The organism is Pseudomonas sp. ASL4 (genome assembly GCF_056680395.1).
The window spans coordinates 4,913,799-4,940,721 of the sequence record NZ_CM155280.1; the positions used below are offsets into that span (position 1 = coordinate 4,913,799).

Consider the following 26,923-nt stretch of genomic DNA (forward strand, 5'->3'; position numbering starts at 1 on the left):
CGGTTGTACTCCAGGGCTGTCCTTTGGCCGTCAAGAGGATGCGTTTCGCGGCTTCTCGACGACTGAAGGATTGCCTTGGGGCCGAGCCTGGAACCGAATCCGGGCTTTGCAGTGCCGCGCACCCTCCCTCCTCGCCACACACTCATGGGCTCCAACTGTTTCCCAACGCGCACTAAATTCTCCCAAACTGTCACCGAGCGCCCCAGAGTGGCGCAATTCCAGGCTCAAGTAACAATCGCCCCCCGCCGCAAAAAACCTCAGAAAAAAAAACGCCTCCCGGCAAACCCTTGTATCAAGGGCGTTTCAGCAAAAACCCGAGTTTTATTGAACGCCACACCAACAAGTTGGCCGCTTGATTGCATATGCTTGTATGTACAAGTAAAGACGTATGAGTATGAGTCACGGAGACTCGACCATCGTCCACTGTTTGCCCACTGCCAGGGTTGGTTTGGATTGATTGCTGAGGAGTCTTTTTCGTGACTGACAATACCCAGAAACCTACGCCTACGTTTACAAAGCGGCGTGACGTCGAAATCCGCGCTGCCCGCGGTAACAAGTTGACCGCCAAGAGCTGGATGACTGAAGCGCCGCTGCGCATGTTGATGAACAACCTCGACCCTGCTGTCGCCGAGAACCCTAAAGAACTGGTGGTTTACGGTGGTATCGGTCGTGCAGCGCGTAACTGGGAATGCTACGACAAGATCGTTGAAAGTCTGACCAACCTGAACGACGACGAGACCCTGCTAGTGCAGTCCGGCAAGCCGGTCGGCGTGTTCAAGACCCACACCAATGCACCGCGCGTACTGATCGCCAACTCCAACCTGGTGCCACACTGGGCGAGCTGGGAACACTTCAACGAACTCGACGCCAAAGGCCTGGCCATGTACGGCCAGATGACCGCCGGCAGCTGGATCTACATCGGCAGCCAGGGCATCGTTCAAGGCACCTACGAAACCTTCGTCGAAGCCGGTCGCCAACACTACAACGACAACCTCGCCGGTCGTTGGGTCCTGACTGCCGGCCTCGGCGGCATGGGCGGCGCTCAGCCTTTGGCCGCGACCCTGGCCGGCGCTTGCTCGCTGAACATCGAATGCCAGCAGGTCAGCATCGATTTCCGTCTGAACAGCCGTTATGTCGATGAACAAGCCACCGACCTCGACGACGCGCTGGCCCGCATCGCCAAATACACCAAGGAAGGCAAGGCGATTTCCATCGCCCTGCTGGGCAACGCGGCTGAAATCCTGCCGGAACTGGTCAAGCGCGGCGTGCGCCCGGACATGGTCACCGACCAGACCAGCGCCCACGATCCGCTCAACGGCTACCTGCCAGCCGGCTGGACTTGGGAAGAGTACCGCGCTCGCGCCAAGACCGAGCCGGCTGCCGTGGTGAAAGCCGCCAAGCAATCGATGGCGGTGCACGTTCAAGCGATGTTGGACTTCCAGAAAATGGGCGTACCGACTTTCGACTACGGCAACAACATCCGTCAGATGGCACAAGAAGAAGGCGTGGAAAACGCATTCGACTTCCCAGGCTTCGTCCCGGCTTACATCCGTCCGCTGTTCTGCCGCGGCATCGGTCCGTTCCGTTGGGCTGCACTGTCGGGCGATCCGCAAGACATCTACAAGACCGACGCCAAGGTCAAAGAACTGATCCCGGACGACGCTCACCTGCACAACTGGCTGGACATGGCCCGCGAGCGCATCAGCTTCCAGGGTTTGCCGGCACGTATCTGCTGGGTTGGCCTGGGCCTGCGCGCCAAGCTCGGTCTGGCGTTCAACGAAATGGTTCGCAGCGGTGAATTGTCCGCGCCAATCGTCATCGGTCGCGACCACCTGGACTCCGGTTCGGTAGCCAGCCCGAACCGCGAAACCGAGTCGATGCAAGACGGTTCCGACGCTGTGTCCGACTGGCCACTGCTCAACGCCCTGCTGAACACCGCGAGCGGCGCGACCTGGGTTTCCCTGCACCACGGCGGCGGCGTCGGCATGGGCTTCTCCCAGCACTCGGGCATGGTGATTGTCTGCGACGGTACGGACGAAGCGGCCGAGCGTATCGCTCGCGTCCTGCACAACGACCCGGCGACCGGCGTTATGCGTCACGCCGATGCGGGTTACCAGATCGCGATCGACTGCGCCAAGGAACAAGGCCTGAACCTGCCGATGATTACCGGTTAATCAGTCGGTCAGGGCACATGGAGATGGGGAAGCTGTCCAGGCTGAAACCATTATGGGTGCGAATTGACCGGCTTAACTGACGGTTGGCTTTTATGGTTTTGTCTTGTGTACACAAAAATAATTGTACGCACAGACATTGGAGATTCGGCCTGAGCCGGATCAGTTCGCAACACTCCATTGATTAGGCAGGAAGTATCAAGATGTCGAAGAAATCAAGCTGGTTGGGTTCTGTAGCGCTCAGTGCAATGGTTCTGGCCTGTGCTCCGGCACTGCAGGCCAAAGAGTGGACCTCGGTGAATATTGCAACAGAGGGCGCCTATGAGCCCTGGAACCTGACGCTCCCGGGTGGAAAAATCGGCGGCTTCGAACCGGAGCTGATGGATGTCATCTGTCCGCGCATGAAGCTCAAGTGCAACATCGTCGTACAGAACTGGGACGGGATGATCGCCAGCCTCAATGCCGGTAAATTCGACGTGCTGATGGACGCCATTGTCATCAACGAAGAACGCCAGAAGGTCATGGCCTTCTCGACGCCTTACGCCCAGACACCGGCCAGTTTCGTCGCGCTCAAAGCCGATCTGTTGCCGGGTAAAACCGGTGCCGATGCCGCCATTACGCTGGGTTCCGATGCCAAGGAAGTACGCGCCGGCGTTGAAGAGCTGCGCAAGGCACTCAAGGGCAAAACCATTGGTATCGCCTCGGGCACGATTTACACCTCATTCATTGATCAGAACTTCAAGGATGTGGCGACTATCCGTGAGTACGGCAGCTCCGCCGAAGCCATTCTCGATCTGCTTGCCGGCCGTATCGACGTATCGTTCGATGATGTGACTTTCTTCAACTCGGTCATGGACAAGCCTGAGAACAAACCGCTGGTTTTTACCGGCCCGGTCATCAAAGGCCCGATCTGGGGTGAAGGCGAAGCGCTGGGCTTCCGTCAGAAAGACCCTGAGCTGAAAGCCAAGTTCGACGCAGCCCTCAAGGAAGCCATGGCTGACGGTACGATCAAGACACTGAGCGAGAAGTGGTTCAAGGCAGACCTTACCCCTAAGCAATGATTCTGAATGGCCCGGCACCGTAATGGTTGCCGGGCCTGCTTAAACCTTTTCATAAGTGGGACCCTCTATGAACCTCTTGCAGCTACTCAGTTTCGGTGACTCAGGCTGGGGAATGGCGCTGCTCAAGGCAGCGGGCATGACCGTGATATTGACCCTGGCAGCCCTGCTGGTGGGGGCGGTATTTGGCAGCCTGGTCGCTGCTGCCAAGCTATCCCGCCAGCGCAGTTTGCGCTGGCTGGGAGATCTGTACTCGATACTGTTCAGGGGGATCCCCGAGTTGCTGGTGATCTACCTGTTCTATTTTGGTGGAGCCAGTGTGGTGACCGCGGTTGGCCACTGGTTCGGCGGTGAAGGCTATATCGACGTGCCGCCCTTTCTGGTCGGGGCGTTGGCGGTCGGGCTGATTTCCGGTTCCTATCAGGCTGAAGTCTACCGTGGCGCTTTTCTCGCAGTGTCCAAAGGCGAACTTGAAGCCGGGCTGGCCATTGGCATGACCCGCGCGATGCGCTTCAAACGAATTCTGGTCCCCCAGGTGCTGCGATTCGCGCTGCCCGGGTTGGGCAATGTCTGGCAAATGAGCCTGAAAGACTCAGCGCTGATTTCAGTCATCGGTTTGGTGGAGTTGATGCGTGCCAGTCAGGTCGCGGCCGGATCCACTCGTCAATATTTCACGTTCTACATCATCGGGGGCGCTGTGTACCTCATTCTCACTGGCCTGTCCGGTCGGCTTTTCCATATGGCTGAAGCTCGCGTGCGCCGTACGCGTCAGCGCAGCCCAGTCTAGTTCGAGTCGGGAGCGACACTTATGATCGATTTTCCGTTCCTCGCGGACACCATGCTCAAGCTTCTGGCCGCGCTACCCACCACGCTGACGCTGTTTTTCAGCTCATTGGTGATCGGCCTGACCCTGTCTGTCGGCATTGTCAGCCTGCGGGTCAGCCGCTGGTGGTTTTTCAGCTACCCAGCGCGGTTCTACATCATGTTGTTTCGCGGTACGCCGCTGCTGATTCAAATGTTCCTGATTTACTACGGGCTGGGCCAGTTCCCGGCCATTCGCGACAGCTTCGCCTGGGTACTGCTTCGGTCGCCCTATGGCTGCGCGGTAGCTTCACTGGCCTTGTGTACTGCTGGTTATACCGCCGAAATCATTCGCGGCGGACTGCTCAGCGTGCCACAGGGGCAGATTGAGGCGGGCAAGGCCGTGGGCATGTCGCCCTGGGAACTGCTACGCCGGATCATTGCGCCGGTTACCTTGCGCCAGGCCCTGCCGGCCTACTCCACCGAAGCCATTTTGCTGGTCAAGTCCACGGCGCTGGCCAGCCTGGTGACTGTCTGGGACGTCACTGGCGTCGCTCAACAGATCATCCAGCGCACCTATCGCACGATGGAAGTGTTCATTTGCGCGGCCTTGATCTACCTGGTGCTGAATTTCCTGGTCGTGCGTGCTGTCGCCTGGCTCGAGTATCGCCTCTCGCCGCACTTGCGTGAGCGGCCGGTCGACGCCATCAAAAAAGCCAGCCCTTCGCTGCCTACCCATTCTTGATTTGATACGGAGCATGCCATGAGCACTCAGCCCGCTTCAGCCTTGTCGGTAACTAACATTCAGAAGTCCTTCGGCAACGCACATGTCCTCAAGGGCATTTCCCTGGAAGCCCACAAGGGCGACGTGATCTCGATCCTCGGCGCCAGTGGATCCGGTAAAAGTACTTTCCTGCGTTGCATTAACCTTCTGGAAACGCCGGATCAAGGCATCATTAGCGTCAATGGTGAAGTGATCGAAATGAAGCAGCATGCCGACGGTCGCCAGACCCCGAGCAACGGCCGCCAGGTTGAACGCATGCGCAGTTGCCTGGGCATGGTGTTCCAAAGCTTCAACCTTTGGTCGCACATGACGGTGCTGCAAAACATCATTGAGGGCCCAATGCGGGTTCTCAAGCGCTCCCGTGCCGAATGTATCGAGGAAGCTGAGGCCCTGTTGCACAAGGTCGGCCTGTACGATCGCCGCGACTATTACCCCGCGCACTTGTCCGGCGGACAGCAGCAACGCGTAGCGATAGCGCGCGCACTGGCGATGAATCCCCAAGTCATGTTGTTCGACGAGCCGACCTCGGCACTTGACCCTGAACTCGTTGGAGAGGTGTTGCGGGTGATGCGCTCTCTGGCCGAAGAAGGCCGCACCATGCTAGTAGTCACGCACGAGATGGGCTTTGCCCGGCACGTGTCGAATCGGGTGGTGTTCATGCACGGTGGCCTGATCGACGCCCAGGGTACGCCAGCAGAACTGTTCGAAGGTTTGCCCACCGAACGCTTTCGGCAATTCGTCTCCAGCCATAACGACAGAAGTGCCGAGTAAGTACTGATCAAGGTGCGCGTCTTGGCGCGCACTTTGTCGGTCTGTTTCAGATCGGGTGAGGAGTGAAGGCGTTCGGACGACTACTGAACTGTGCGGGCCATGCAACATCGTTGTTAACAGGACTCACGCTCAACCAGCGGGCATTCAACCCTGTGAATCGTGGTTTCGTTCCTGCCTTCAATCACATACTGGGCAGCGCGACGCCCCATCTCGTAATACGGCAGTTGCACAGTGCTCAACGGCGGATAGAACAACTCGGCAACACCGATCATATTGTCGTAACCCAGAACCGCCACCTCGGCCGGAATACGCAAACCGCGACCGAGCAAGAATTGATAGGCGACCAACGCGATGCGGTCGTTACCGCAAATAAGCAGATCGAATGCCGGTCTTCCTTTTAATCCCCGCAATTGGTTCTCCAGTACTCCAATCGTTTCCTGATAGGCGTCATCGGTCGACAGGTTGTATTGAGGAACATCGTCCGCGGACATCCCGGCCTCTGTGAGGGCACGACGCAATCCCATCTGGCGCGGCTCCCAGGCCAGGCTGGCTTGCGGCAGGTTGATGCACAACGGATGCCGGTAGCCTCGTTTCAGCACCTGTCGCACGGCCTGATACTGACCGTCTGCGTCGTCGGGCACGTAACAGGCCACGCCGGGTTCTGAACTCATGCAATTACTCAGCACCAGCGGCAGGCTGCGCAGCACCGGGGGGATCTCCACGGTGCGTAACTGCATGGCGCTGAAAATGATCCCGTCGGGTTGATGGGACAGCATCAGGTCGATGGCCTGCTGACTCGGCGGCGCTTCGAACACGTTGAGGATGAAAACGTTCCAGCCGTTTTCTCGTGCCGTGCGCTCCATTGAAAGGAGCATTTCCACGGCGAAGGGGGTTGTCGCGGTATCCAGCGCGAAGACGCCAATGGTCTTGCCACTGGAGTGACCACCACGGATCTTGCGAGCAGAAAGGCTGGGGACATAGCCCAAGGCCTCGACCGCTTGACGAACTTTCGCCAGGGTTTCCTGGTTCAGCTTTTCCGGAGTGTTGAGTGCCCTGGAAACGGTCATGAAGGAAACCCCCGCCAGCCGTGCGACATCTTTAACTGAAGCCATTCGCGGGTGCCCTTGCTTGTCTGGCCGGGCATCATGTCATGCTTGATAAAAGCATGACAACACGATGCCTGGCAGCAGACTGCATGAATGGCACTTCAGGTGCATTCAGAGTTGGAGATCGGCGAGGTTCCAGACAGAAGTTTCCCCGAACACCCCTACCCCATTAACTGCGAAAGCGCTGACCTGGAGGCTTTCGGGCCGTGGATAAATCCGGCTGGTAAGGCTATAGGCGCCATCGTCGACGAACACTTCAATGGAAGAGCGATCGAGAAAAATCCGCAGGGCTATCCGCGTTTGCTCGACAGTCACCGGGACGCTGCGAACACCGCTCACGCCCGCTCCCGAGTTTTGCCGGTCGAGAACCAGTCGGCGGGCCATGGCATCGAAATACAACAATGTCCGCTCCTGCTGGTCTTCGCTGCAGCGCAGCGCCAGGCCAAAGCGCTCAGCGTTGCTGCCGGCCAGATCCAGTTCAAGCTCAAACTCTAGCAGGGCACCACGTACATCAAGTGTGTGGCTCCGGGATTCGACTGCTCCGATCTGCAGCATCCGTCGTGACGTCCTTAGCGCCGCCAACTCCCGGGCCGGACGCATGCGCAGCCGTTCGCCGTCGCGGCTCAGCTCGCGGGGCAACGACAGCGCACCACACCAGTGTTGCGCCTGACTCGGCATCGGGCTGTCCCACATATCCATCCACGCCCACAACAGGCGGCGCCCGTCCGGTGCCAGCAGAGTCTGCGCGGCATAAAAATCGTGACCGTGATCAAGTTCGCGCAGCTTACCGCATTCGCTGAAGCACCCGGTGTCGTCTAGTAGGCCCATTCGATAGCTGTTCTGGAACTTGTTCCAGTTGTCGTAGCCACTGGGCTTCAGGCCTTGCGGCGAATAGAGAAAAACGTCGCAGCTATCCAGTTCGAACAGATCCGGGCATTCCCACATGTAGCCGTCCGGCTCTCGCTGACCTTGCAGGGCACAGCTCAGATACTCCCAGTGATGCAGGTCCTCGGAGCGATAGAGCAGGAGTTGCGGGTCGTCGCCTTGACGAGCGCCAAGCGCCATCCACCACTGCTCGCCTCGCTGCCAGACTTTTGGGTCGCGAAAATGCATGATCTGCGGATCGGGCGGTGTTTCGATCACCGGACCGTGCTTGGTAAAGGTAATGCCATCCGTACTGCTGGCCAGGCATTGGACCTGGTGAATGTTCTGGTCATCGCCCGGTTCTCCCAACCAGGTGTGCCCGGTGTAGATCAGATAAAGCGTATCGTCCGCGACCACCGCCGATCCTGAAAAACACCCGTCACGGTCATAGGAATCGCTGGGGGCCAGCGCTATGGGCAGATGTTCCCAATGCACCAGGTCGCGGCTCTTGGCATGCCCCCAAAACATCGGCCCCCACTGCGCAGAGTAAGGATGATGCTGGTAGAACACATGGTATTCACCGCGAAAAAAAACCAGTCCATTGGGGTCATTCATCCATCCCACCGGCGGCGACAGGTGATAACCGAGGCGATAGTCGTCGCCGCGTTCGGGTAGCTTTGTTTCGATGGCGCGATGCGCTTCGTCCAGCAGTGCAGCGTGCATGGCTTGGTCCTTTCTAGGGTTCGTAACGAGTGGCAGATTGAGCAATGGCAGGAAGCTCCAGCGATTCGGCAACCTTTGCTTGGGAGGGTTTTCGGACCGGGTCCGTGCGCAACAGGTTCCATGACAGCAGCAGGCAACCACCGACCAGGCCAGCCATCAGCACGTAAACGCTCGAGAACCCAATATGGTCGTAGCCGTAGCCCACGAGCGGCGACAGCAGCATCGCGGTCAATTGCTGGGCGAATTGGAATCCCACCAGATAGATAGAGGCGGACAACCTGGAATCGAAGTTGAACGAAATGTATTTGAATATCGAGACCAGCAGGATTGGCACTTCCAAAGCGTGCAACATCTTGCAGGCAGCGATGGTCCAGGCCTCCGTTGCCAGCCCGGAGCCAAGAATACGCACGAACATGATGCTGCCGGCCAGGATCAATCCGTATTTAGCGCCCGTGCGGCTGACCACCCAGGGGGCGAATAGCATCAATACCGCCTCGACGAGTACCTGGGATGAATTCAGGTAGCCGTAGGCTCGGGTGCCCTCCTCTGGGGTGGGGAAAAACGAGGAGAAATACACCGGAAACTGCTGTTCGTAGATCATGTAGATCCCACACACACCAGTCAGGTACAAGCTGAATGCCCAGAAACGCGGCAGTGTCAGCAATGTCCAAAGATCGTGCAGGCGTACGGGCTTGGCGGCTTCCTCACCGGTTTGCACTTTTGGTTGGTTGAACCTGCTCAAATCCAGTCGAAACAGGATTAACAAGAACACGACGCCGGCAGTGCTGCTCATGTAAAACGCGATGTCCGGGTCAATGTTGAAGACCACGCCGACAATGCCTGTCGCGCTGGCCCAGCCCAGCGACCCCCACATTCTGGTTGTCCCGAACTCAAATCCCGCATGACGCGACAGCCTCTCCGTATACGACTCGATCACGCCCACTCCCGCGAGCATTGCAAGCGCCAGGAAAGCCGCGCCGACCACGGCGCCCAACACCACGTTCTGCGCCAGTAGGCTGGCATATACATAAATCGCAAACGGGGCGGCGGCACAGAGCAGGATGCCAATCCACACCAGGAGCTTTTTGGACAGCCCAAGTCGGTCTTGAAGAGCGCCATAGAACGGCTGAATCAGCAGTGCCGCAATGGCGTTGGCTGCGAAAATAAATCCGGTTTCCGTGCCATTCAGTCCAATGACTCGATGAAGCCAGATCGAGAAAAGCGAATAGCTGGATGACCACGAAAAGAAGAAGAAAAACAACAAACCACTGATAAGCCAGTACTCACGTTTGACTGCAAGCTGCATGTGACGACCCTCTTGTTTTTATTTAAGTTAACGTTAACATCGCACCACATTACGCATCCCCAAACGGTTCGCTGTCAAGTGGAGCGCAATGCAAAGGGCGCAGATATCGCGCTGAACGATCCCGCAGAAGCCCCAGCCCGACTGGAGCCGGGGATATGTTCGAAAGGTGTTTGCGGTACCCAAATACAAAAACAAGAGGGTTATTTATGCGTACTGAGGTTTGCCGGCCTTTGGCTGTATTTTCCTTGCTGGTTCTCTCCCCGCAACTGTTCGCCGCGCCGGCGCAAAGCATCGAAGAGCGTCTTGCCAGACTTCAAGCCAGGACCTCCTCCGCCGAAGCAAGAGCCTCGATGGCCGAAACCGATGCAGCGCGATTGCGAGAGGAAGTCGAACACCTCAACCAGCAAGTCACCGGCAGGCTGCCGACGCCTGCACAAACTGCCCTCGACCAACGCGTTGCGCGGGTAGAAGCCAATCAACAGTCCCTCCAAAGCCCTCCTCCGGCGACCGCCTCTGCAGCCACTCCGACCGAGCAATTGAGCGATGGCTTCACCTTCGGAGGCTATGCCCGCTCCGGGATCATGAGCAACAAATCAGGTGCCGGTCGCGGCGGCCCTTACGTGACCCCGCCGGCTCGGTAGGTGGCGCGGTTGGCCGCTTGGGCAATGAAGTCGATACCTACATGGAAGCCAAGTTCACCAAGGAGAGCCAAGCCGCCAACGGAACACGCTCCAAGTACACGCTGATGCTCGCCGACGGTCTGGAGACGCCCAACGACTGGACCGCGGCACAAAGTGCGCTCAATGTGCGCCAGGCCTACGCCGAACTTAGTCACCTAACGTCCTTTCAAGACAGTCCTCTGCTGCGCGATGCCACCCTGTGGGCGGGCAAGCGCTTTGATCGGGACAATTACGATATCCATTGGCTCGACAGGGGGATAGTGTTCCTGGCCGGGACCGGCGGTGGTATCTACGACGTGCACCTGGCTGAAGACTGGCGCATCAATGCATCGTTGATGAGCCGCTCCTACGGTGACTTCGGCACCGAGGAAAATAAGGACATCCGCAGCTATGTCGCGACCCTCAATCAATTTTTCGACGAGGGTCGCTGGCAGGTCATGCTCAATGGCATTTCTTCAGGGCAGAACGATGCCAGCCTGAACGACAAGAGCAGGCAGGAACTCGCCAGGGATACTCGGGTGAACAAGTCCGGATTCAGCCCTGCCACGAGTGGCGCCCATGGCATGCTCGCCTACCACCGCCCCGATTTCTTTGGTCAAGAAGGCTACTTCAAGGCGGCGCTGCTGTATGGCCAAGGGCTGGGGGCGGAGGTCAACAGCATTGGTGCCGACGGCGACTTGCTGGACCAGGCTCAGACATTGCGCCTGGCGCTCTATGGCCATACCCGCCTGAATCAAGACTGGCGCATCGCACCGACCTTGATAACCGAGCAGAGCAAGAATCGTTACGTCCCCGGCGACGACTATCGCTACACGACGCTCAACGTGCGCCTGGCCAACGAACTGACCAGTAATTTCGAAATGCAATATGAACTGAGCTGGCAGACCATGAACCTCAATGCACTGGGCTACGATGGCCGCCAGGCAGCCAAGGGCGACTATTGGAAACTCACCTTCGCCCCGACCTTCAAGGCCCAGACCGGTGACTTTTTCATTCGCCCGGAACTGCGTCTGTTCGCCACCTACATGAATTGGTCCAGGGACCTGGATAACTTCAGCGCAACAGACGATTTTGGTCTGAAGGACTTCAAGTCCGGCGGCGAGTGGCAATTGGGAGTGCAAATGGAGACTTGGTTCTAGAAGTATTAGGTCGGGCAACAACTTATATGTGAACTGATCGCTAGTTGCTGCGCGACCAAAGCCCTGCCTGAGTTGCCTCAGACTGTCCTGGCCAATGATTGCCCATTGAACGACTCGATGCTCGAATGCACGGCTTCGTGGGTGTCAGGCGCCGCGCCGGCCAGCTTATGATCAAGCTGAAAAGCCTGATCGATACCGACATTGGCAGCACTAACGTTGCGAAACGTTTCCTGCTCCAGCACGATTGAGTTCAGGACAAAATATTCATCCACGGCATTCGTTCAGGTGTGCTGAACAGTTGCCCGAAGTGACCGCTCGGTGTTTCGCTGAGCGTTTTTGTACTTTTTTTTGAAGCATAAAGCAGCAACGCACCACTACAACCAATGGAGGTTTCTAGTTAGCGAAAACAGCACCGAAAGTTTGTCGAAACACAGAGGGGGACCACTCACATCCTGTCCGAGATCTGGGCCTCGGACATGTGAATAATGCATTTGCCACAAGATTGGAAAATACTCTATAAGGGCTCTGCTGTCTGAATAAGCGAGTTTAATACCAATTTTATTTCAGAAGCCGGGTCTTTATGTCCTTGCAGTATCAAACCTTCCGACAGCGCGGTGAATGTCTTTGCAAGAGTGGCACATTCCAAAGGAGGCTTCTTACCTGCATGACTGAATATAATCGTAATTAACTTTCCCAAAGCCTCACTATTTTCCTGATGCAGGGCGTAGTAATGCGTTGAAAACTCCTCATCACGCAAGGCAATCAGTTGTAGCTCAGCATCAAGAATCGCACAACTGGCATTATCTTTAAGTGTATCAATATAAGAATTCAATCCATGAGCCAGTTCTTCTGATGAATATCCAGCAGCCAGAGTAACACCCAATCGATCGATTTCAACTCGCTTGAATCTCTGGGTTAATTGTAGAAGCAGGTCTGACTTACTTGTAAAGTTTGAAAAAAATGCTCCCTTTGAAAAGCCGGCCTCCTCAGATATAGCATTGACACTGGCGGAGTGAAAGCCTTTCCTAACCATAAGATCAGTGGCAGTATCGAACAACTTGTCTCTTGTTACTTGCTGGCTTTCTTCACGACCCAATCTCTTCTTAATCACACCTTCGGCTCCTCTGGCCAAACAAAAATATCTATTTGTAACTGAATGCAACAAGCTTGCTATTCACTGCAAATACGGATCTAACGACTATACCTTATACTAGACCATCTTAATCAATTTACATTTAAGCTTTTAAAAAGTGCCATGTAAATGCCATGTATGGGGACGGAGGCGGCGAGATGCACTGCATCGACATGCAGCGCCGGCATTGCAAGCGCTGCAACTCAAAAAGAGGTGTCAACTCCCGCACGCTCAGGCACTTCGGTATCCAGCCTGACGCGTGGCCCACCCGATCGATCGAATCAGCAAGGTTGTCTTGTGACACCCCCAAGAGGCCGACGGCGAGCGGCGAAAAATTTATTTCAATGGCCTTAATCCTCCCAATCCAGGTGAAACATTCACTGCCGATCAAGCGCTAAAACACTGATTTTACTAGCCTAAAGTCAAATTTAGCGACGTCACTTCTATGCTCATAACGAAATACCACTTGATTTTCAGATACCGAATGGTTTTTACTTGCGTCGTTGGTTCAGCCAACACCTGATCAGAGCATCGAGACCAGTGACATCAATCTCGATGCAGCAGCAGGTTACCCCACAGGAGCTGGATTTTAATGGAATATGCCTTCGTTACAGGCGCTACTGGCCTGCTCGGTAATAATCTGGTTCATGCGCTTTTAAAGCGAAATATCAAAGTAAAAGCACTGGTTCGTTCCGTAGAGAAAGCCAAGAAGCAGTTCGGCAATCTGCCTGTCGAATTTGTCGAAGGCGACATGCTCAATGTCGACGCCTTCAGCCATGCCCTACAAGGCTGTGATGCCTTGTTTCATACAGCTGCCTACTTCCGCGACAGCTACAAAGGTGGAAAACACTGGCAGAAACTGTATGACACCAACGTCACCGGGACCGAGCGATTATTGCAAGCCGCTTACGCCGCCGGCATTCGTCGTGCAGTCCATACTTCATCCATTGCCGTATTGAAGGGCAATAAAGACCAAGTGATCGATGAGACGATGTCTCGCAGCGAATCGGATGCTGACGATTACTACTTGAGTAAAATACTGTCCGAGCAAAAAATTCAGGAATTTTTGTTGCAACACCCGGACATGTTCATCGCCATGGTATTACCGGGCTGGATGTTTGGCCCCGGGGATATCGGCCCAACTTCATCAGGACAGTTCCTGCTCGACTTTGTCGGAATGAAATTGCCTGGCGTGCTGCCTGGAAGTTTTTCCGTAGTAGATGCCCGGGATGTGGCGGAACATCAGCTCGCAGCAATCACACGCGGCAGATCCGGAGAACGTTATCTGGCAGCCGGTAACCATATGAACATGAAAAGCATTTTCCAGGCACTCTCCAGTGTCAGCGGCGTAAAAGCCCCGGAGCGAAAAATCCCGTTGTTCATGCTGCGAATAATTGCCTTGATATATGAAGGCTATTACCGAGTTACGAAAAAGCCGGTACTCATCAGTACCTCCACCGTAAAACTCATAGAGCAAGAGCAAGGGCGCACTCATTTCAGCCATAACAAAAGCCTAAAAGAGCTGGAGTGCAAGTTCCGCCCCGTAGCTGAAACATTGACCGACACCCTGGACTGGTACCGGAAAAATAACTACATAAATGCGTAATTGAAACAGTTCATATATAGCCTGCCTCTGTAGTACTTTTTTTGTCTAACCATTACTTCAAGGATTGAGAGAGGTTGGTAAATGAAAAGCCTTTCATATAAAGAAGGTTTTCTGCATCGGTTCGTCGGTTTTTCAGAATCGTTCCCAGACCACATTGCTATCAGGAACCTGGACGCGGAAGAAGAGACCGTCACTTACCGTGGGTTGCGAATAAAGGCTGAAGAGTGCAACGGCGCACTCAAAAGTCTAGGTGTATTGCCAGGCGACAAAGTGGCGGTTGTTCTACCCAATGGGGTGGAGTTCATCGCTTACTATCTGGCGATCATCGGGCGTGGGGCGACTCCGGTTATCCTCAACTACAAACTGACGCCATTCGAAATGAGCAGCGTCATCAGTATTGCCCGGCCGACGCTGGTCGTGACGACCGAAACGCTATTCGAGCAACATAGCGAGACATTTCAGCCTGCCTACGGCGTTCAGCACTCCTTGGTGTTGAACACCGCAAGCGAGCCATCCTCTCCCCTGCCCGACAACGCAACGGCCGATTCACAGCTTCCTCGACAGACCGAACCTTTGTTACTGCCCGAAGGCAATCCGATCGTCTCGGTACAGTTCACGTATAGGGGCACCGGTAAACCTCTGGCCGTTTCTCACCGCTACCTTGACCTGACGCAATCGAGCGATGGGCTGCATGAGCAGTTTCATCTTCAAGGGGTCGGATCCGTTCATCTGGTGACGCTGCCGCTGTATGCCATCTTCGGACTGTCCGTGATGATGGTCTTTCCATTGAGCGTGGGCGCCACCCTGTTAATGACCAACACCCTGCTCAATAGGGATCTGGCGGAAGTCTTGTCCCAGCATCAGGTCACCTTTGCCTGCCTGGTGCCTGACGTCATTCGCTACTTCAATACGCGACTGGCCAAACGCAAAGGCGCGCTATTGCCGATGCACCCACAACTGATGATTTATTCAGGTGGCAGCCATCTACCGGCCGACGAAGCCGAGAAACTGGGAAGGCTGCTGGGGTGCAATCCGGTGCTGCAAGGCTATGGATTGACCGAGAGCATGCCAGTGATAGTCCAGAGTTCGATTGGCAAGGTCCATCGAGGCGCCATGGGGCAGCCGATTCGCAACGTAGAACTGCGGGTCGTCGATGCTCAGGGTCGAGACGTCGCAACTGGGCGTATCGGCGAACTGTTGATACGCGGCTCGATGGTGATTGACGGATATAACGATGCAGCAGACGCCAATGCCCGGTTCTTCCGTGATGGCTGGCTACACACGGGGGATCTGGTCTGGCGGGACGATGATGGACATGTGTTCTTCTATTGCCAACGCCTGCGAATCTCGAAGATTAAAGCGCAAATGGTCGACCTGACCGAAATCGAATCCATTGCCCTGAAGCATCCTGGCGTGGTGCGCGCAAAGGCTTACATCGTCCCTGACAACAAGGAGGTCAACGTATTGCACCTGTGCGTTGAAGGGAGCGGTGACCTGACCCAGAGCGCTATCTCCACCCTGCTCTCGCGCTACCTCTCAGGCTTCAAACTGCCCAGAACTATCGAGATTATCTCTCTCAAGGAAGAGATCCATGCAAGCAAATAGCACACAACCGGTACTGGCCGTTTTCGACTTTGACGGCACACTGACCGACAGGCATACGTTCTGGCGCTACATGCGTTTTATCGTGGGAACCAAGTCGTTTTGGCTAAGGATCGTTCCCCTACTGCCCAAAATGCTCAGTGTGATCCTTGGTATCACACCGTTGATGCAGGCGCGCCTCGCGTTCATTGCCTGCTATCTGGGCGGCCTGTCAGTTGAGCAAGAGCGCGAACATGCCAAATATTTCATTACCGAACAGCTACCGCTCTGGCTCAGGCCCGAGGCCTTGCGCCGGCTGCAATGGCATCAGTCCATGGGACATGTCACGGCGCTGGTCAGCAACTCGCCGGAGAACTATCTGATTCCCTGGGGGCAGGCAGCAGGTTTTGACTATATATGCGGCACCCGCCTGGCGACTGCGAAGAACAAACTGACTGGCGGGATATCAGGTACCAACTGTGTTGAGAGAGAAAAAGTCACACGGCTGAAAGGCTGTTTGAGCAACCTTGATGACTTTTACATTTATGCCTACGGAGACTCATCAGGTGACGATGCTCTGCTCGGCATTGCCAACTCTCCCTTCTATAGAAACTGGTACTAACAGATGAACACTCTGAGCACGTTGGCACCCAAGCACTTCGGCCCCGGTAACACCCCGACAGTAATGATCGTCGGTGCTGGCCCTATTGGCCTGTCCCTGGCAATCATGCTGAAAAAGTGGGGCGTCTCTTTTCGCATTATTGAAAAGAACGCCGGCCCCTCGACCGCTACCAAGGCGATGGCCATCCATTCCAGAACCCTGGAAATTTTTCGCGATCTGGGTGTTGCCGATCAGGCCATCAACGACGGGTTCACGATCAACCAGTTTTCGGTGCAGTCGAACGCCAAACGGGTGCTGAACTACAACTTCTCCTACCTGGATACGACCTATCCCCTGCTGCTCAGCCTGCCACAGCCGCAGACAGAAAAGATTCTGCTTGAGCGACTTAACAAGTTGGGTGTGGATGTCGAGTGGAATACCGAACTGGTCGATATAGAAAACCAGCCGGGATCCGTGCGAATGACGCTCCATCATGCGGATGGCAACGACGAATCCTTTACCAGTCGGTGGGTGGTCGCGTGCGACGGTGCTCGCAGCAACATTAGAAAACGTCTTGAGATGCCCTTCGAAGGATCGTCCTACGACCGTTTCTTCATGCTGGCCGATGCCGATATCGAGTGGTCTGGAAGCAAGGACGAAGGGGCTTTCTTCCTGGGTGCGCAGGATGGTTATGTGGCGGTCGCACCGATCAGCGCCCAATCCCGTTATCGACTGTTCATCGAGATGCCCTACGACCTGCCGCCAGAAGATGAGCGCCCTTCCTTGAGCCTGGAGAATTTTCAGCGGTTGTGCGAAGGACGCGGGCAAAAGATGACGCTGTCCAATATTTCATCGACCACCATCGCCTCCTTTCAACATCGTCGCGTGCAGTCGCTGCAACAAGGCTCTGTGTTTCTGGTGGGCGATTCGGCTCATATCGGCAGCCCGATCGGCGGGCAATGGATGAACCTGGGTGTTTCCGAGGCCTACAACCTGGCGTGGAAAATGGCCTATGTCGATCAGGGCCTGGCGGATCAATCACTGCTGGAAAGCTACAACGAAGAACGCTACCCGGTCGCCCTGGAAGTCGAGAACACGGCACACCGACTGACCGCACTGATAACCCTCAGGCATCGCGCCCTCGTTTGGCTGCGCGACAATGTTCTGCCACTGCTGAGCAACAGGCGCAAGGTTCAGCGCAAGTTGCCCACGATGATTTCCGGTCATCAGTACCACTATGGCAAAAGTGAGTACATTCAAGAATCGCTGACGAAAAAGCAGCGCATGAATTGGGACAAAAAAGGGAAGAAACCCGAATTCCAGACGTCTGCGCCTCGCGCAGGTCAACTGGCTCCCGATGTTGAATTGTGGCAACTGCAAGGTATGCCGCCAAAACGCTTGATCGACTTGTTCCAAGGAACCTTCACGCTGCTGATTTTCAGCGCAGCCGATCAGTTTTCCCCTTTGCTACCGGGCTACTACTCGCTGGCCGAGTCGGTGGAGAAGGATTACCCAGGCATCAAGGCTTATTGCGTCATTGATGCTTTGGGTAGCTCCGAGCTGCCTTTCTGGCACTCAACGTTGTTGGACCCCGATTGGCGGCTGCACAAGCGCTACCATGCCAAAGAGGGCACATTGATGCTGATTCGTCCTGACGGCTACATCGCTTTTCAGGGGGCTGATGCAATCACGCTCTTCACTTATCTGAACGTAAGATCCGGGCTGCTCAAAGGGGCCAGAAAAACAACATCTTCCGAGATCGACGCAGTGGAACTCCAATTTTAAGTCTCTATATGGCTACTGCCTGTTTGCTTCATTGAGTGACACAAGGCCCAGCCCTGGGCCATGACTTTTGATTTCTTGTTGATAGAAAACATATACCGACTTTGGTTAGGAGAACCCCATGCGCGTCCAACTCAACGATGTTGTGCAGGAATTCATCGTGTCCAATGGAAAAATAGCTCATAGCTATTTCTCTCTTTCAGAAAAAATCATTGATTCACTTTGCGATTCCAATATCGAAAAAGAATCAATATTGATGCGTGTGCTGGAGCAGGCCGAAACTGTCACTGCGCATTACTTCAACGCTCATCAACAAGTCCTGGAAGGCGTTTATGCCAACGGGGTTGAAGCACCCGTCAATAGAAGCCTGCCCGTCCTGGAACCCGTACACTCGAACCCGGTAGTGCTGGCATCGGCACCCGTTGCGCAACAAACGCCTGCACTCAGCTACGGGCAATGGTTGCGCGCCGAAATAAGTTCGGTCACTGGTTTCAAAAAGGAACAAATCGACTTCGATCAAAGTTTCGAGAGTCTGGGCATCGACTCCCTGGGGCTGGTCGATATTTTCGAATCCCTGGCTCAGCACTTCCCGGAAAAGAAAGAACTCACCTCGTCGCTCTTTGATGCGCCCTCGCCTACCGTCTTGCTGGCACGGCTTGAAGCCAATCCGCAGGCACCTGCCGTGGATATCGAAGTATGGGTACTTGAGCAACTGGCGAATATCACCGGTTTTACGGTTGACCAGATCGACCAGAAGCAAAGCTATGAAAGCCTGGGCCTGGACTCCTTGGTGCAACTGGATTTCCAGGAAGCGATCGTCGCTTTGTGGCCGCAACTCAAGGCCAACAGCACTGAGCTGGTCAACGCCAAGTTTCCACAGGAAACAATCGCATTGATTAAAGTCGCTCTGGCCACTCCCGATTCGACCTCAGTAACAACCTGCGAAGCGCAACCAACCAGCACAACAGCCCCCCAGGAGCAGATAAGCAATCTGCTTTTAAACACCCTGTCCCCCCTGATCCCCGATGCCCCAAAGTCGATCGACATCGAGACGCCTTTCGCACAGTTGGGGCTCAGCGGTTTTGCCCGAGAAACACTCTGCCAATCAATGGCGCAGCAGTGCCCTGTCAGCGAATTTGCAGGTGAGGCGCTGATGTCGCGTCGTACGCCGCAAGACGCCATGTCGTTGCTGACAAGACTGGGCTGAGCCACTGTAAAAAATGGAATGGAATCCGGGTGATCGCAAAGATCACCCAGCATTTTGACAACCAGGAGAACGGGTATGAGTGGCGCGGTAACGACAGAGGGCGATTTTTGCTTCAGTGCAATGGCTGGAGAGTTTCCCGGGGCCCCCTCAACAGATGCGCTTTGGCACTTGCTTTCGCAGGGACAGGTAGCGCCCATCCATTCGATGCTGACACGCTGGGAACTGGATAAGGCGTCAATCTATTCAGCAAAGAAAGGCGAAAAGGATCGTACTTACCTGGACAGTGCTTATTGCCTGGCCGATGACGCATCGACCCCGTCACGCCATGAAGGACGGCAAGTCGCCATCGGCAAGAAAGTACTCCAGACACTCCTCACCCAGCTTGCCGCACAAGGCTCGGTATTGATCAAGGAGCGCACTGCGTTGGTGGTCGCGACATCTTGGAGTGATGAGAGTTACTTCGTCACCGGAGTCTGCGCAACAGCCGATGCACCACGGGGTTATACGCCGGGTGAACAAGTTGCTGAACTGGCGGCGGCTTTGGCTTTGGGTGGCCCTGCGTTATCAGTAGACACCGCCTGCAGTTCGTTCCCCTATGCAATCGATATGGCTCAAGCGCTGGTCAACAGCGGACAGGCGGATAACGCGATTGTCATGGCACTGAACACCGTACTGCCGCCAGCGCTGTTTCTGGGGTTCTCGCAGTTGACCGCCTTTTCCTCCCGAGCCCAAATGCAGGCGTTCGGCCAAGACGCTGACGGCATTGTGCCGGGCGAATGTGCGGTCGCCTTTCTGGTCGAGCCTGTATCGCAGGCCCTGATTGCGAAGCGCCGTCCCCTGGGTGTTTTGCGGGCATTGGGACTTTCGGCCGACGGCGCCGAAGGCTCAGTGTTTGCGCCTGGCAAACAGGCTCAGTGCACGGCTTACCAGCGTGCCTATATCGGTCTTGACCCCAGCAATGTGGACTACATCGAGACCCATGGCACCGGTACACCGCTGGGGGATGCGACAGAGCTGGACTCTTTGAACAGCTTCTTCGCCCCTCATCGCACAGATGGCAAAAAGATAATGATCGGTTCGATCAAATCCGTCATTGGCCACCCATTGGCCGCCGCCGGAGGCGCTTCGCTCGCCAAGGCGCTGATGATATTGCGTCACAAAGGTATTCCACCTCAGCCCGACTACCGCCCTAGCGCAAAAGTCGATGAGACCTGCCTGCAGTTGGCCACAGAGCAGGTACAACCCCTCGCTGATCGTCAGTCGGCGATCCGGGTAGGCATATCCAGCTTTGGTTTTGGCGGCGCCAATGCGCATCTGGTGGTGGATGAATACATTCCCGACAACCGCCCTGCCGTCCCCCGGGTCGCCCCCGGCGTGCTGATGCTGGACCTTGCCATTGTCGAGGCTGAAGCGGCGATCGGCAGTCACTTCTCATTACAGGCTCTCAAGCAACAACTCGCTCAGCCAGCAGCACCGTCAGTCAGTTTCCCTTATGGGCGCTTCGTTGATTGCGCCGCCACTGCGGGTCAGCCGTTACTGGGAAAATTCCTGGCGCAGGATCGCGTCATTGATATCGACGGTTTCGGCATGGGCCCCAAACATCTGGCCCATGTCGATCCGTTCAAGCTGTTGATCACCGATCGAATCAATCATTTGCTGCAACGCCTGCCGGGTGTGGCCGGCTCACCCGGCACTGCGATGGTCATGTGCTGCAACATGGGTGGGGAGCGCTTCAGCAATGCGTATAGCGGCGCCCACACGTTCTACTCCCAGGCTCAAGGCATGCCGCCGGGTGTGGAGGTGACAGACGTGGCAACCATGTTGCCGAACATGTTGTCCGGCTACCCGGCGAAAATTTTTGACTTCAAAGGTTTCCATCAAACTCTGGTCGGCACCCCTGGCTTGTTCTGGCAAACCTTGCTGGCATCGCAGCAATGGTTCAAGGACGGCGTGACGACGCTCTTGCTCGGCGCAGGGCGTTTTATCAGTGGCGAAATAGAGATCGAACGCGCCCGGCACTCAGCGACACTGCAAGGCGAAGGGTTGGGGGTGATTGCTCTGCGCCCCTATCTACCAAACTCCAGCGACAAGCCTTTACTGGTGATCCGCGCGGCAGTCTTGGCCCATGCCGCGAACTCGCTGGAAGAGGCTTGCCAACTGCTGGGCAACGCGCGGAGTCAATACCAGAACATTGAAGTCTGCGAGCTGCAGCCTGATGCAACTCATGCCAGCAGCTCACTGCAAGAAATGACCGGCTTCCTGGCTGAAGCCAGTGGCATCGAAACCCTGTTGGCGGTGCTGTTAAGTACCTCGGCTCACACGGTGATCGAGGTGCGCGAGGCCGGCAAGGCAGTGATGTGGTTATTTACTGAAAAGCTTCAGGAGTGGCGCCCGGCCGCAGCCGAACCCGCCGCTGCCGTCAAGCATCCCTTCACGTTGCGTTTCGCTCACTCGGCGCCCCAAGAACTGCAGCAGGTCATCCTGCCTGCACGACCTGTCAGCCTGGTCAGGGAGCCGCGACACGACGGCGTCGACGTGCTGGCGCTCAGCGATTTGCTGACCAGCACCCTGCTCTCAGGGTTGCGTGTCAGAACTCGCGCCATGGAGGGCCTTTTCGCCCTGCACCGTGGCTCTGAAGCCCAGCGCCCCGTGCACTGGCAACGTCGCCCGGAAAATATCGTGATCGCCAACGTCCAGCGTGGCCCTCAGTCACTGCACGCCCAGCTCGTGGTGAATGAAGCGCACCCTTACTTCTTCGACCATCCCCTTGATCACATCCCCGGCATTTTATTGCTCGAGGGCGTGTTGCAACTGATTGAACTCGCTATGCCCCCACTGAGCGGCCGAGTGGCCTATGTCAAAAATCTGAGCATCAAGTTCCAGCAATACGTACAGAAGCAGGGTGCGATTAATCTTCATCTGGAACAAGGCAAAGACCCTCAGGTCTTCAATGCCAAGGTCATGCAGGCCGGAAAGTTGATGTGCACGTGCATCCTTGGCATGGCCTACAACTCGGCGTTCGAGACATCGCCCGCCGGCGAGTTCACGGCTGTTCGCTGCCGCGACAAGGCTTTGCTGCACAAGGCCAGAGAAGAAAACATCATCGTCAGTGACATGAGCGGTATCGCCCAGGGCTTGAGCGTGGACACGCTCAAACTGCCGGATGAGCACATCTTCCAGGAGGGCGACCCCGAGCACTATTCGATGGTCTATTTCCTCGAAGTTGCCCGCCAGTGCTACATGCAGATTGCCCACAGTTATCTACGAATCCCACTCAATACCCCGATGAACCTGCTGGCCTTGAGTTTCACTCTGGATCGACCAATCCCCAGGAACAGCCCGCTGTCGTTGGCACCGCAAGCCGGTTTTGACGGGCAGGATCAGCTATTCAAAACGAACCGTATCTACATCGACCTGTTCAACCGGGGCGAAAAAATCGGTCAAGCCAGTATTACCGCTCAAGTGCTGAGTCAATCCGCGCCTGCTGCGTGAGGCTTTGAGTTGATCTCACTCTCCAGCATGACAGCGCCCCACACAACAAAGGTGTCGCCGTGAACGATGTAAATGTGCAAGTCCGAGTCAAATCGCCGCCTTCTGAAATCTGGAAGATCTGGAGCAACTTCTCAGAAGCGCCGTTATGGGATACCGACGTTAGCCATTGTGAACTCGATGGCCCGTTCCAGCCTGGAACGCGGGGCAAGTGTGTCCTCAAGAATGGCCTGAACATGCCACTGAAACTGGAAGCGGTGAGGATGCATGAAAGCTATCGGAACACGGCAAGACTGCTTTGGATCGACCTCGAGTTCGATCACCAGATGCATAGACTTTCTCCGCATGAAACCCGGGTCACCCACAGCGCGAAGATCTCCGGCCCCTTAAGTTTTTTATACCGCGGGCTATTACGAAAAATGCTGACGGCAGCAATGACCACCGCACTGGACAACCTGAGCACTCTGGCGGAACAACGGGCGAACGCGATGAACAACCTCGTGCTCGACAAGCCTGGCACGCATTTGCAGCACTAATGAAACATCCCGGGAACGGGCGTGTTGAACGCTCGCGCCTGAGCACGCTTCGCTTACTTATCGATAACGGCACACTTCGGACCGAGCATGAAACTACTAAAAAACACTCAGTATCTTGTGATGGGCGTCATTGGCATGGGCTTTATCAGCCCTGCGTCCAGTTCCGCCGACACGCTCGGCCCCTACATCAGTGTCATGGGCGGCCTGAACTGGGTTGCCCCGCAGGACCTTAACCAGAACAACCTCGATTTTGTCGAGATGCAGTTCAACCACCCGTTAGACTCCGGCTACGCCACTGGACTGGCATTGGGCTGGCGATTCCCCGTCGGGCTCAGACCTGAAGTGGAACTCAGTTACCGCAAAAACACCCTGACCCAGTTCAATAACCGGGTCTACGAAGGCGGCGGAAGCATCTCGGGCAAAGGCAAAGAGGAAGTCACCAGCCTGATGGCCAACCTCTGGTATGACTTCCTGAATCTCCCGGCGCCCTTCAGTCGGTTCACTCCCTACATTGGCGGCGGCCTGGGCTACAGCACCGTGTCAATCAGTGGCCTGGAAGCCGGCGGCGTCCACTTCGGCAATACTCATCGTGACAACGTATCGGCCTATCAACTCGGAGCCGGGGTAAGTTTCGAGCTCACCGATCAATGGTCCACGTCCCTGGATTATCGATACCTCAAGACTCGCGATGCGCACTTCGGTGACATACAGGGCCTGCCCCAAGGCGATGTGCGCACTGACTACAGCGCCCAGTCATTGATGCTCGGCCTGCATTATTGGTTCTAAGCGGTTAAACAGATCGGTGCCGTGCAAGGCATCGCGTCGACAAGCCGGTGAAAAGCTTCGACCCAGGGTCTCACCGGCTTGCGCCCCACAACGTCAATCTTGCGCACCACCGCCAACACATCCTCAGACTCAACGCCTTTAAATCACGTCAATGCTCAAAGACCGCTTCGAAGGTGTTTTCTCCGTGGCAAGGCGCAAGATTGGTTGACCTAAGGCAACGGATCGAACTTCAAGTTGCCAAGACTCTGCACTTTGTCTTCACGAACCATTTTGTGCGTCACGCTTCACTGCGCACCGGAGTGTCCACACAACGGGACAGCGATGAGCATCAGCTATCCGCTGAACATCCTGTAACAGCCGGGCGCACTGGATGATGCGCATCGTCATCCAGTGAGGTGCTGAGGTTGAGGCTACTCGCTGCTGCTCTGTCGGAAATGAAGGCAGCGTTCATAGGCCCCTTCCTGAGTCATCAGAAAATCCTTAGCCACTACGCGACAAGCTCGACGTAGCTAGACTCCCCACCTCCAGTCGCGCCCGACAACCAACCCCATACGAAGGCCAGCGTCGTACGTCCTGCGTGATCAACGCCTACCGTGCCACGCGACCAGCCGGCAAGAATTTCGCCATCCGTAGTCAAGCACTGAAAAAGAAGCTCAATGGTATCGGGGCCTGTCGCACGCCCGACTTGATTACCCCAGCGAATCCGGCCGCCTTGGTAAGTGCTCGAAATGGCGTTTTCCTCAACATGGTAATGAAATACTGTGCCTGCACCGGATAGCCCCTGGGCGTTGTCCGCTACCGCAAATCGGCGATTGTGCAAACGGTCGCGGATTTGAGAAAAGGGAATTTCCATAAATGTCACGTCCTTTGGTAGAGATGGTCCATTCAAGCCTTCGATTATCTTAAGCCAGTGCATCGGGGTTCTGATCTATAACCTGCGCAGAGCAAGTTCGGGAGAGTCGAAAACCTGATCAATCAGTGCTGGATCAATGCGCACCAGGTTTTCAGGTGCGTATTTCAGCTCCTTCCCCCACGGCTGGCCGGTGGTCAACGGCTCCTTCAGCCGGACCACCACGGATTCATGCACCGAGACTTTTTGCCCTGGCTCAGGCTGCATCACCCGCGCTCTGGGTTTGCCGAACGGCGGCATCGAACCAAACCTGAGGATTCGGGTGTGGGTCTTGGTGTCCCACCTCAGGCGCGGAAACCACTCGGCGATCATCCACAGCCGAGACAGCGATTGGTGGGCTTGTGCCAGCGGATCCGGCACCGGGCAGGACGGTGGATACAGCTCACCACGACACGATGCGACGTCGATGTTCAACCCGGCCTCCAGGCTTTCGCCGATCATCCAACGCAAGGTAATCAGGGCAAGCTGCGATTCTTCCGGCGGGTAGCCACCACCGATATCGCAATGCACGCCGGCGAACCACACCTGCCTCAGATCTGCGGCCTTGGCGGCATTCCACAAGTTCTGGCGGTAAAAACAGCGTCGCTCGTCAATGGACACCGCATGACGGATGGTGCGCACACCAGGGTTGTTTGCGGTGTAGGGAACAGCCAACGGGTCATACACCCAGCCCACCGAACTCACGGTGTCGAACAACCCCAGAAAGTGGACATCGACATCCTGGGAAAACGTTGCCTTGAACTGCGCCATCAAGGAAAAGTCCGGTCGTTTGCGCGCGGTCAGACGCCACCAGATATAGCTCCATGCCCGCTTGAGGGAAGGTTCAGGCGCATCTTTTTCAGCACGTGTTCGTGTGGTCAGCAATGACCAGGCAAAATCCAGTTGTTGAACCTGACAGGCAGGAAGCAGCCCAAGCGTATGGATCATGGCTGCCAGAACCCGGGCAGCATAGGAACCTCGAGAGAAGCCGTAGATGAAAATCCGGTCGCCTTTCTGATAGTTCTCCATCAGAAAACGGTAGGCATTGAGCACGTTACGCTTGATCCCCCAGCCAAACGCCAGCCCGGCGATTCGCGACGGTACCTTCTGCCATTCGAACAGCGTTTCACTCAGCCCGAACGTACCCACGCCCTGATCGTAATAGGCCAGCAGCGCGTCGCTGTTCTTGGGTAATGACCGAAAAACCCGGAGGACATTGGTGGGTTTGTCACTGAAGCGGTTGTTCGTTCCATCGATACAGATAATCAGTTGGCGCGTCATGATTTGTGTGCTTTCCAAACCTTTTTTGCCCCCAAAACAGTCAAGTGAAGTTCCCCCACGTCCGAGTTATGACAACTGCTGTATTAAGTCGTGGAAGGCATATCCAATGCATAACAGCATTAATGGCGCCTGGCCATAGCGCTCGACAATAAATGTCACGGACATGAAGGGGGTCAACCCCTCGCTATCCGCTTGGATGGAGTAATAACAAGTAGGTAAGACAACGCATAGAAAATAGGGAGCAGCACCTTCTATTTAATTGTTCGCTGAACATTTATAAAATTCAGAGACGAGTTCACCGACTGATTTAGTCAACTATCAAAAAAGCTTATAGCCAGTAGAAATAACCCACATAACAAATGCTAATGCCATATGGCCACCTCATCATTAGCTTGCTATGGATGGCTGCCGCAAACTCATTGAATATCGCTCACTCAACACTGTCTTCACAGTCTCGAAAAAATCATCCAACTCATTGATAATATTAAATATAAATCTAACCTAAACACTCACCTACCCGACTGCTTCACGTCGTTCCAACAGCTCATCTAAAACTCTGCAACCCAGCAAGCTTGCAAAAACACCACAACCGTCTAAGTTCATGAATATCTTCGCAAGCGTTATCAACCG

At 55.6% G+C, this 26,923-nt stretch carries 20 protein-coding genes and 1 pseudogene; 14 read left to right on the plus strand and 7 right to left on the minus strand.

Annotated features, from left to right (window positions below; all coding sequences use genetic code 11):
• Positions 1-476: 476 nt before the first annotated feature.
• The 5 genes from hutU (at position 477) to AC1MEW_RS22230 (ending at position 5,585) form a co-directional block, all read left to right on the plus strand.
• A complete protein-coding gene (gene hutU, locus AC1MEW_RS22210; protein ID WP_201256845.1) occupies positions 477-2,174 on the plus strand; it encodes a urocanate hydratase in 1,698 nt (565 codons plus the stop codon).
• A 293-nt stretch (positions 2,175-2,467) separates the two neighbouring features.
• Entirely contained in the window at positions 2,468-3,232 is a 765-nt protein-coding gene (locus AC1MEW_RS22215; RefSeq protein ID WP_201197006.1) for a transporter substrate-binding domain-containing protein, read from the plus strand.
• Between the two features lie 67 nt (positions 3,233-3,299).
• On the plus strand, positions 3,300-4,016 hold the full coding sequence (locus AC1MEW_RS22220; RefSeq protein WP_201113906.1) for an ABC transporter permease: 717 nt from the start codon (positions 3,300-3,302) through the stop codon (positions 4,014-4,016).
• A gap of 21 nt (positions 4,017-4,037) precedes the next feature.
• The gene (locus AC1MEW_RS22225) at positions 4,038-4,775 is read left to right on the plus strand and encodes an ABC transporter permease (RefSeq protein WP_201256846.1); all 738 of its coding nucleotides are present in this window, start codon (positions 4,038-4,040) and stop codon (positions 4,773-4,775) included.
• Between the two features lie 18 nt (positions 4,776-4,793).
• Complete coding sequence (locus AC1MEW_RS22230) at positions 4,794-5,585, plus strand: ABC transporter ATP-binding protein (RefSeq protein WP_201256847.1); 792 nt, start codon at positions 4,794-4,796, stop codon at positions 5,583-5,585.
• Between the two features lie 113 nt (positions 5,586-5,698).
• On the opposite strand, the gene AC1MEW_RS22235 is transcribed toward AC1MEW_RS22230, so the two are convergent.
• The 3 genes from AC1MEW_RS22235 to AC1MEW_RS22245 form a co-directional block, all read right to left on the minus strand.
• Positions 5,699-6,697: a LacI family DNA-binding transcriptional regulator gene (locus tag AC1MEW_RS22235; protein WP_201256848.1), complete on the minus strand. Its 999-nt coding sequence runs from the start codon at positions 6,695-6,697 to the stop codon at positions 5,699-5,701.
• A 105-nt stretch (positions 6,698-6,802) separates the two neighbouring features.
• The gene (locus AC1MEW_RS22240; protein ID WP_480423698.1) at positions 6,803-8,278 is read right to left on the minus strand and encodes a glycoside hydrolase family 32 protein; all 1,476 of its coding nucleotides are present in this window, start codon (positions 8,276-8,278) and stop codon (positions 6,803-6,805) included.
• A 13-nt stretch (positions 8,279-8,291) separates the two neighbouring features.
• The gene (locus tag AC1MEW_RS22245; RefSeq protein WP_201256850.1) at positions 8,292-9,584 is read right to left on the minus strand and encodes an MFS transporter; all 1,293 of its coding nucleotides are present in this window, start codon (positions 9,582-9,584) and stop codon (positions 8,292-8,294) included.
• 206 nt (positions 9,585-9,790) lie between these two features.
• Between AC1MEW_RS22245 and AC1MEW_RS22250 the strand changes: the two are divergent.
• Positions 9,791-11,403 (plus strand): annotated as a pseudogene (locus tag AC1MEW_RS22250) (carbohydrate porin).
• Positions 11,404-11,480: 77 nt separating this feature from the next.
• Here AC1MEW_RS22250 and AC1MEW_RS22255 read toward each other — a convergent pair.
• Positions 11,481-11,675 (minus strand): hypothetical protein, encoded by a 195-nt coding sequence (locus tag AC1MEW_RS22255; RefSeq protein WP_322268361.1) that lies wholly within the window; start codon positions 11,673-11,675, stop codon positions 11,481-11,483.
• Positions 11,676-11,917: 242 nt separating this feature from the next.
• Positions 11,918-12,514: a TetR/AcrR family transcriptional regulator gene (locus tag AC1MEW_RS22260; protein WP_201256853.1), complete on the minus strand. Its 597-nt coding sequence runs from the start codon at positions 12,512-12,514 to the stop codon at positions 11,918-11,920.
• Positions 12,515-13,127: 613 nt separating this feature from the next.
• Between AC1MEW_RS22260 and AC1MEW_RS22265 the strand changes: the two genes are divergently transcribed.
• The 8 genes from AC1MEW_RS22265 (at position 13,128) to AC1MEW_RS22300 (ending at position 24,123) form a co-directional block, all read left to right on the plus strand.
• Positions 13,128-14,141 (plus strand): SDR family oxidoreductase, encoded by a 1,014-nt coding sequence (locus tag AC1MEW_RS22265; protein WP_201256854.1) that lies wholly within the window; start codon positions 13,128-13,130, stop codon positions 14,139-14,141.
• 81 nt (positions 14,142-14,222) lie between these two features.
• Positions 14,223-15,746: a class I adenylate-forming enzyme family protein gene (locus tag AC1MEW_RS22270; protein WP_480423699.1), complete on the plus strand. Its 1,524-nt coding sequence runs from the start codon at positions 14,223-14,225 to the stop codon at positions 15,744-15,746.
• A complete protein-coding gene (locus tag AC1MEW_RS22275) occupies positions 15,733-16,344 on the plus strand; it encodes an HAD-IB family hydrolase (protein ID WP_201256856.1) in 612 nt (203 codons plus the stop codon). Before AC1MEW_RS22270 ends, AC1MEW_RS22275 begins: the two co-directional genes overlap by 14 nt.
• Positions 16,345-16,347: 3 nt before the next feature.
• Positions 16,348-18,108: an FAD-dependent monooxygenase gene (locus AC1MEW_RS22280; protein WP_201256857.1), complete on the plus strand. Its 1,761-nt coding sequence runs from the start codon at positions 16,348-16,350 to the stop codon at positions 18,106-18,108.
• Positions 18,109-18,226: 118 nt separating this feature from the next.
• Entirely contained in the window at positions 18,227-19,312 is a 1,086-nt protein-coding gene (locus tag AC1MEW_RS22285; protein WP_201256858.1) for an acyl carrier protein, read from the plus strand.
• A 75-nt stretch (positions 19,313-19,387) separates the two neighbouring features.
• Complete coding sequence (locus AC1MEW_RS22290) at positions 19,388-22,804, plus strand: beta-ketoacyl synthase N-terminal-like domain-containing protein (RefSeq protein WP_480423700.1); 3,417 nt, start codon at positions 19,388-19,390, stop codon at positions 22,802-22,804.
• A gap of 59 nt (positions 22,805-22,863) precedes the next feature.
• The gene (locus AC1MEW_RS22295; RefSeq protein WP_201256860.1) at positions 22,864-23,337 is read left to right on the plus strand and encodes an SRPBCC family protein; all 474 of its coding nucleotides are present in this window, start codon (positions 22,864-22,866) and stop codon (positions 23,335-23,337) included.
• Between the two features lie 87 nt (positions 23,338-23,424).
• Positions 23,425-24,123: an outer membrane protein gene (locus tag AC1MEW_RS22300; RefSeq protein ID WP_201256861.1), complete on the plus strand. Its 699-nt coding sequence runs from the start codon at positions 23,425-23,427 to the stop codon at positions 24,121-24,123.
• Between the two features lie 487 nt (positions 24,124-24,610).
• On the opposite strand, the gene AC1MEW_RS22305 is transcribed toward AC1MEW_RS22300, so the two are convergent.
• Both AC1MEW_RS22305 and AC1MEW_RS22310 read right to left on the minus strand, forming a co-directional pair.
• On the minus strand, positions 24,611-24,976 hold the full coding sequence (locus AC1MEW_RS22305; protein WP_201256862.1) for an avidin-fold protein: 366 nt from the start codon (positions 24,974-24,976) through the stop codon (positions 24,611-24,613).
• 75 nt (positions 24,977-25,051) lie between these two features.
• On the minus strand, positions 25,052-26,293 hold the full coding sequence (locus AC1MEW_RS22310; RefSeq protein WP_242486379.1) for a T6SS phospholipase effector Tle1-like catalytic domain-containing protein: 1,242 nt from the start codon (positions 26,291-26,293) through the stop codon (positions 25,052-25,054).
• Positions 26,294-26,923: the final 630 nt, after the last annotated feature.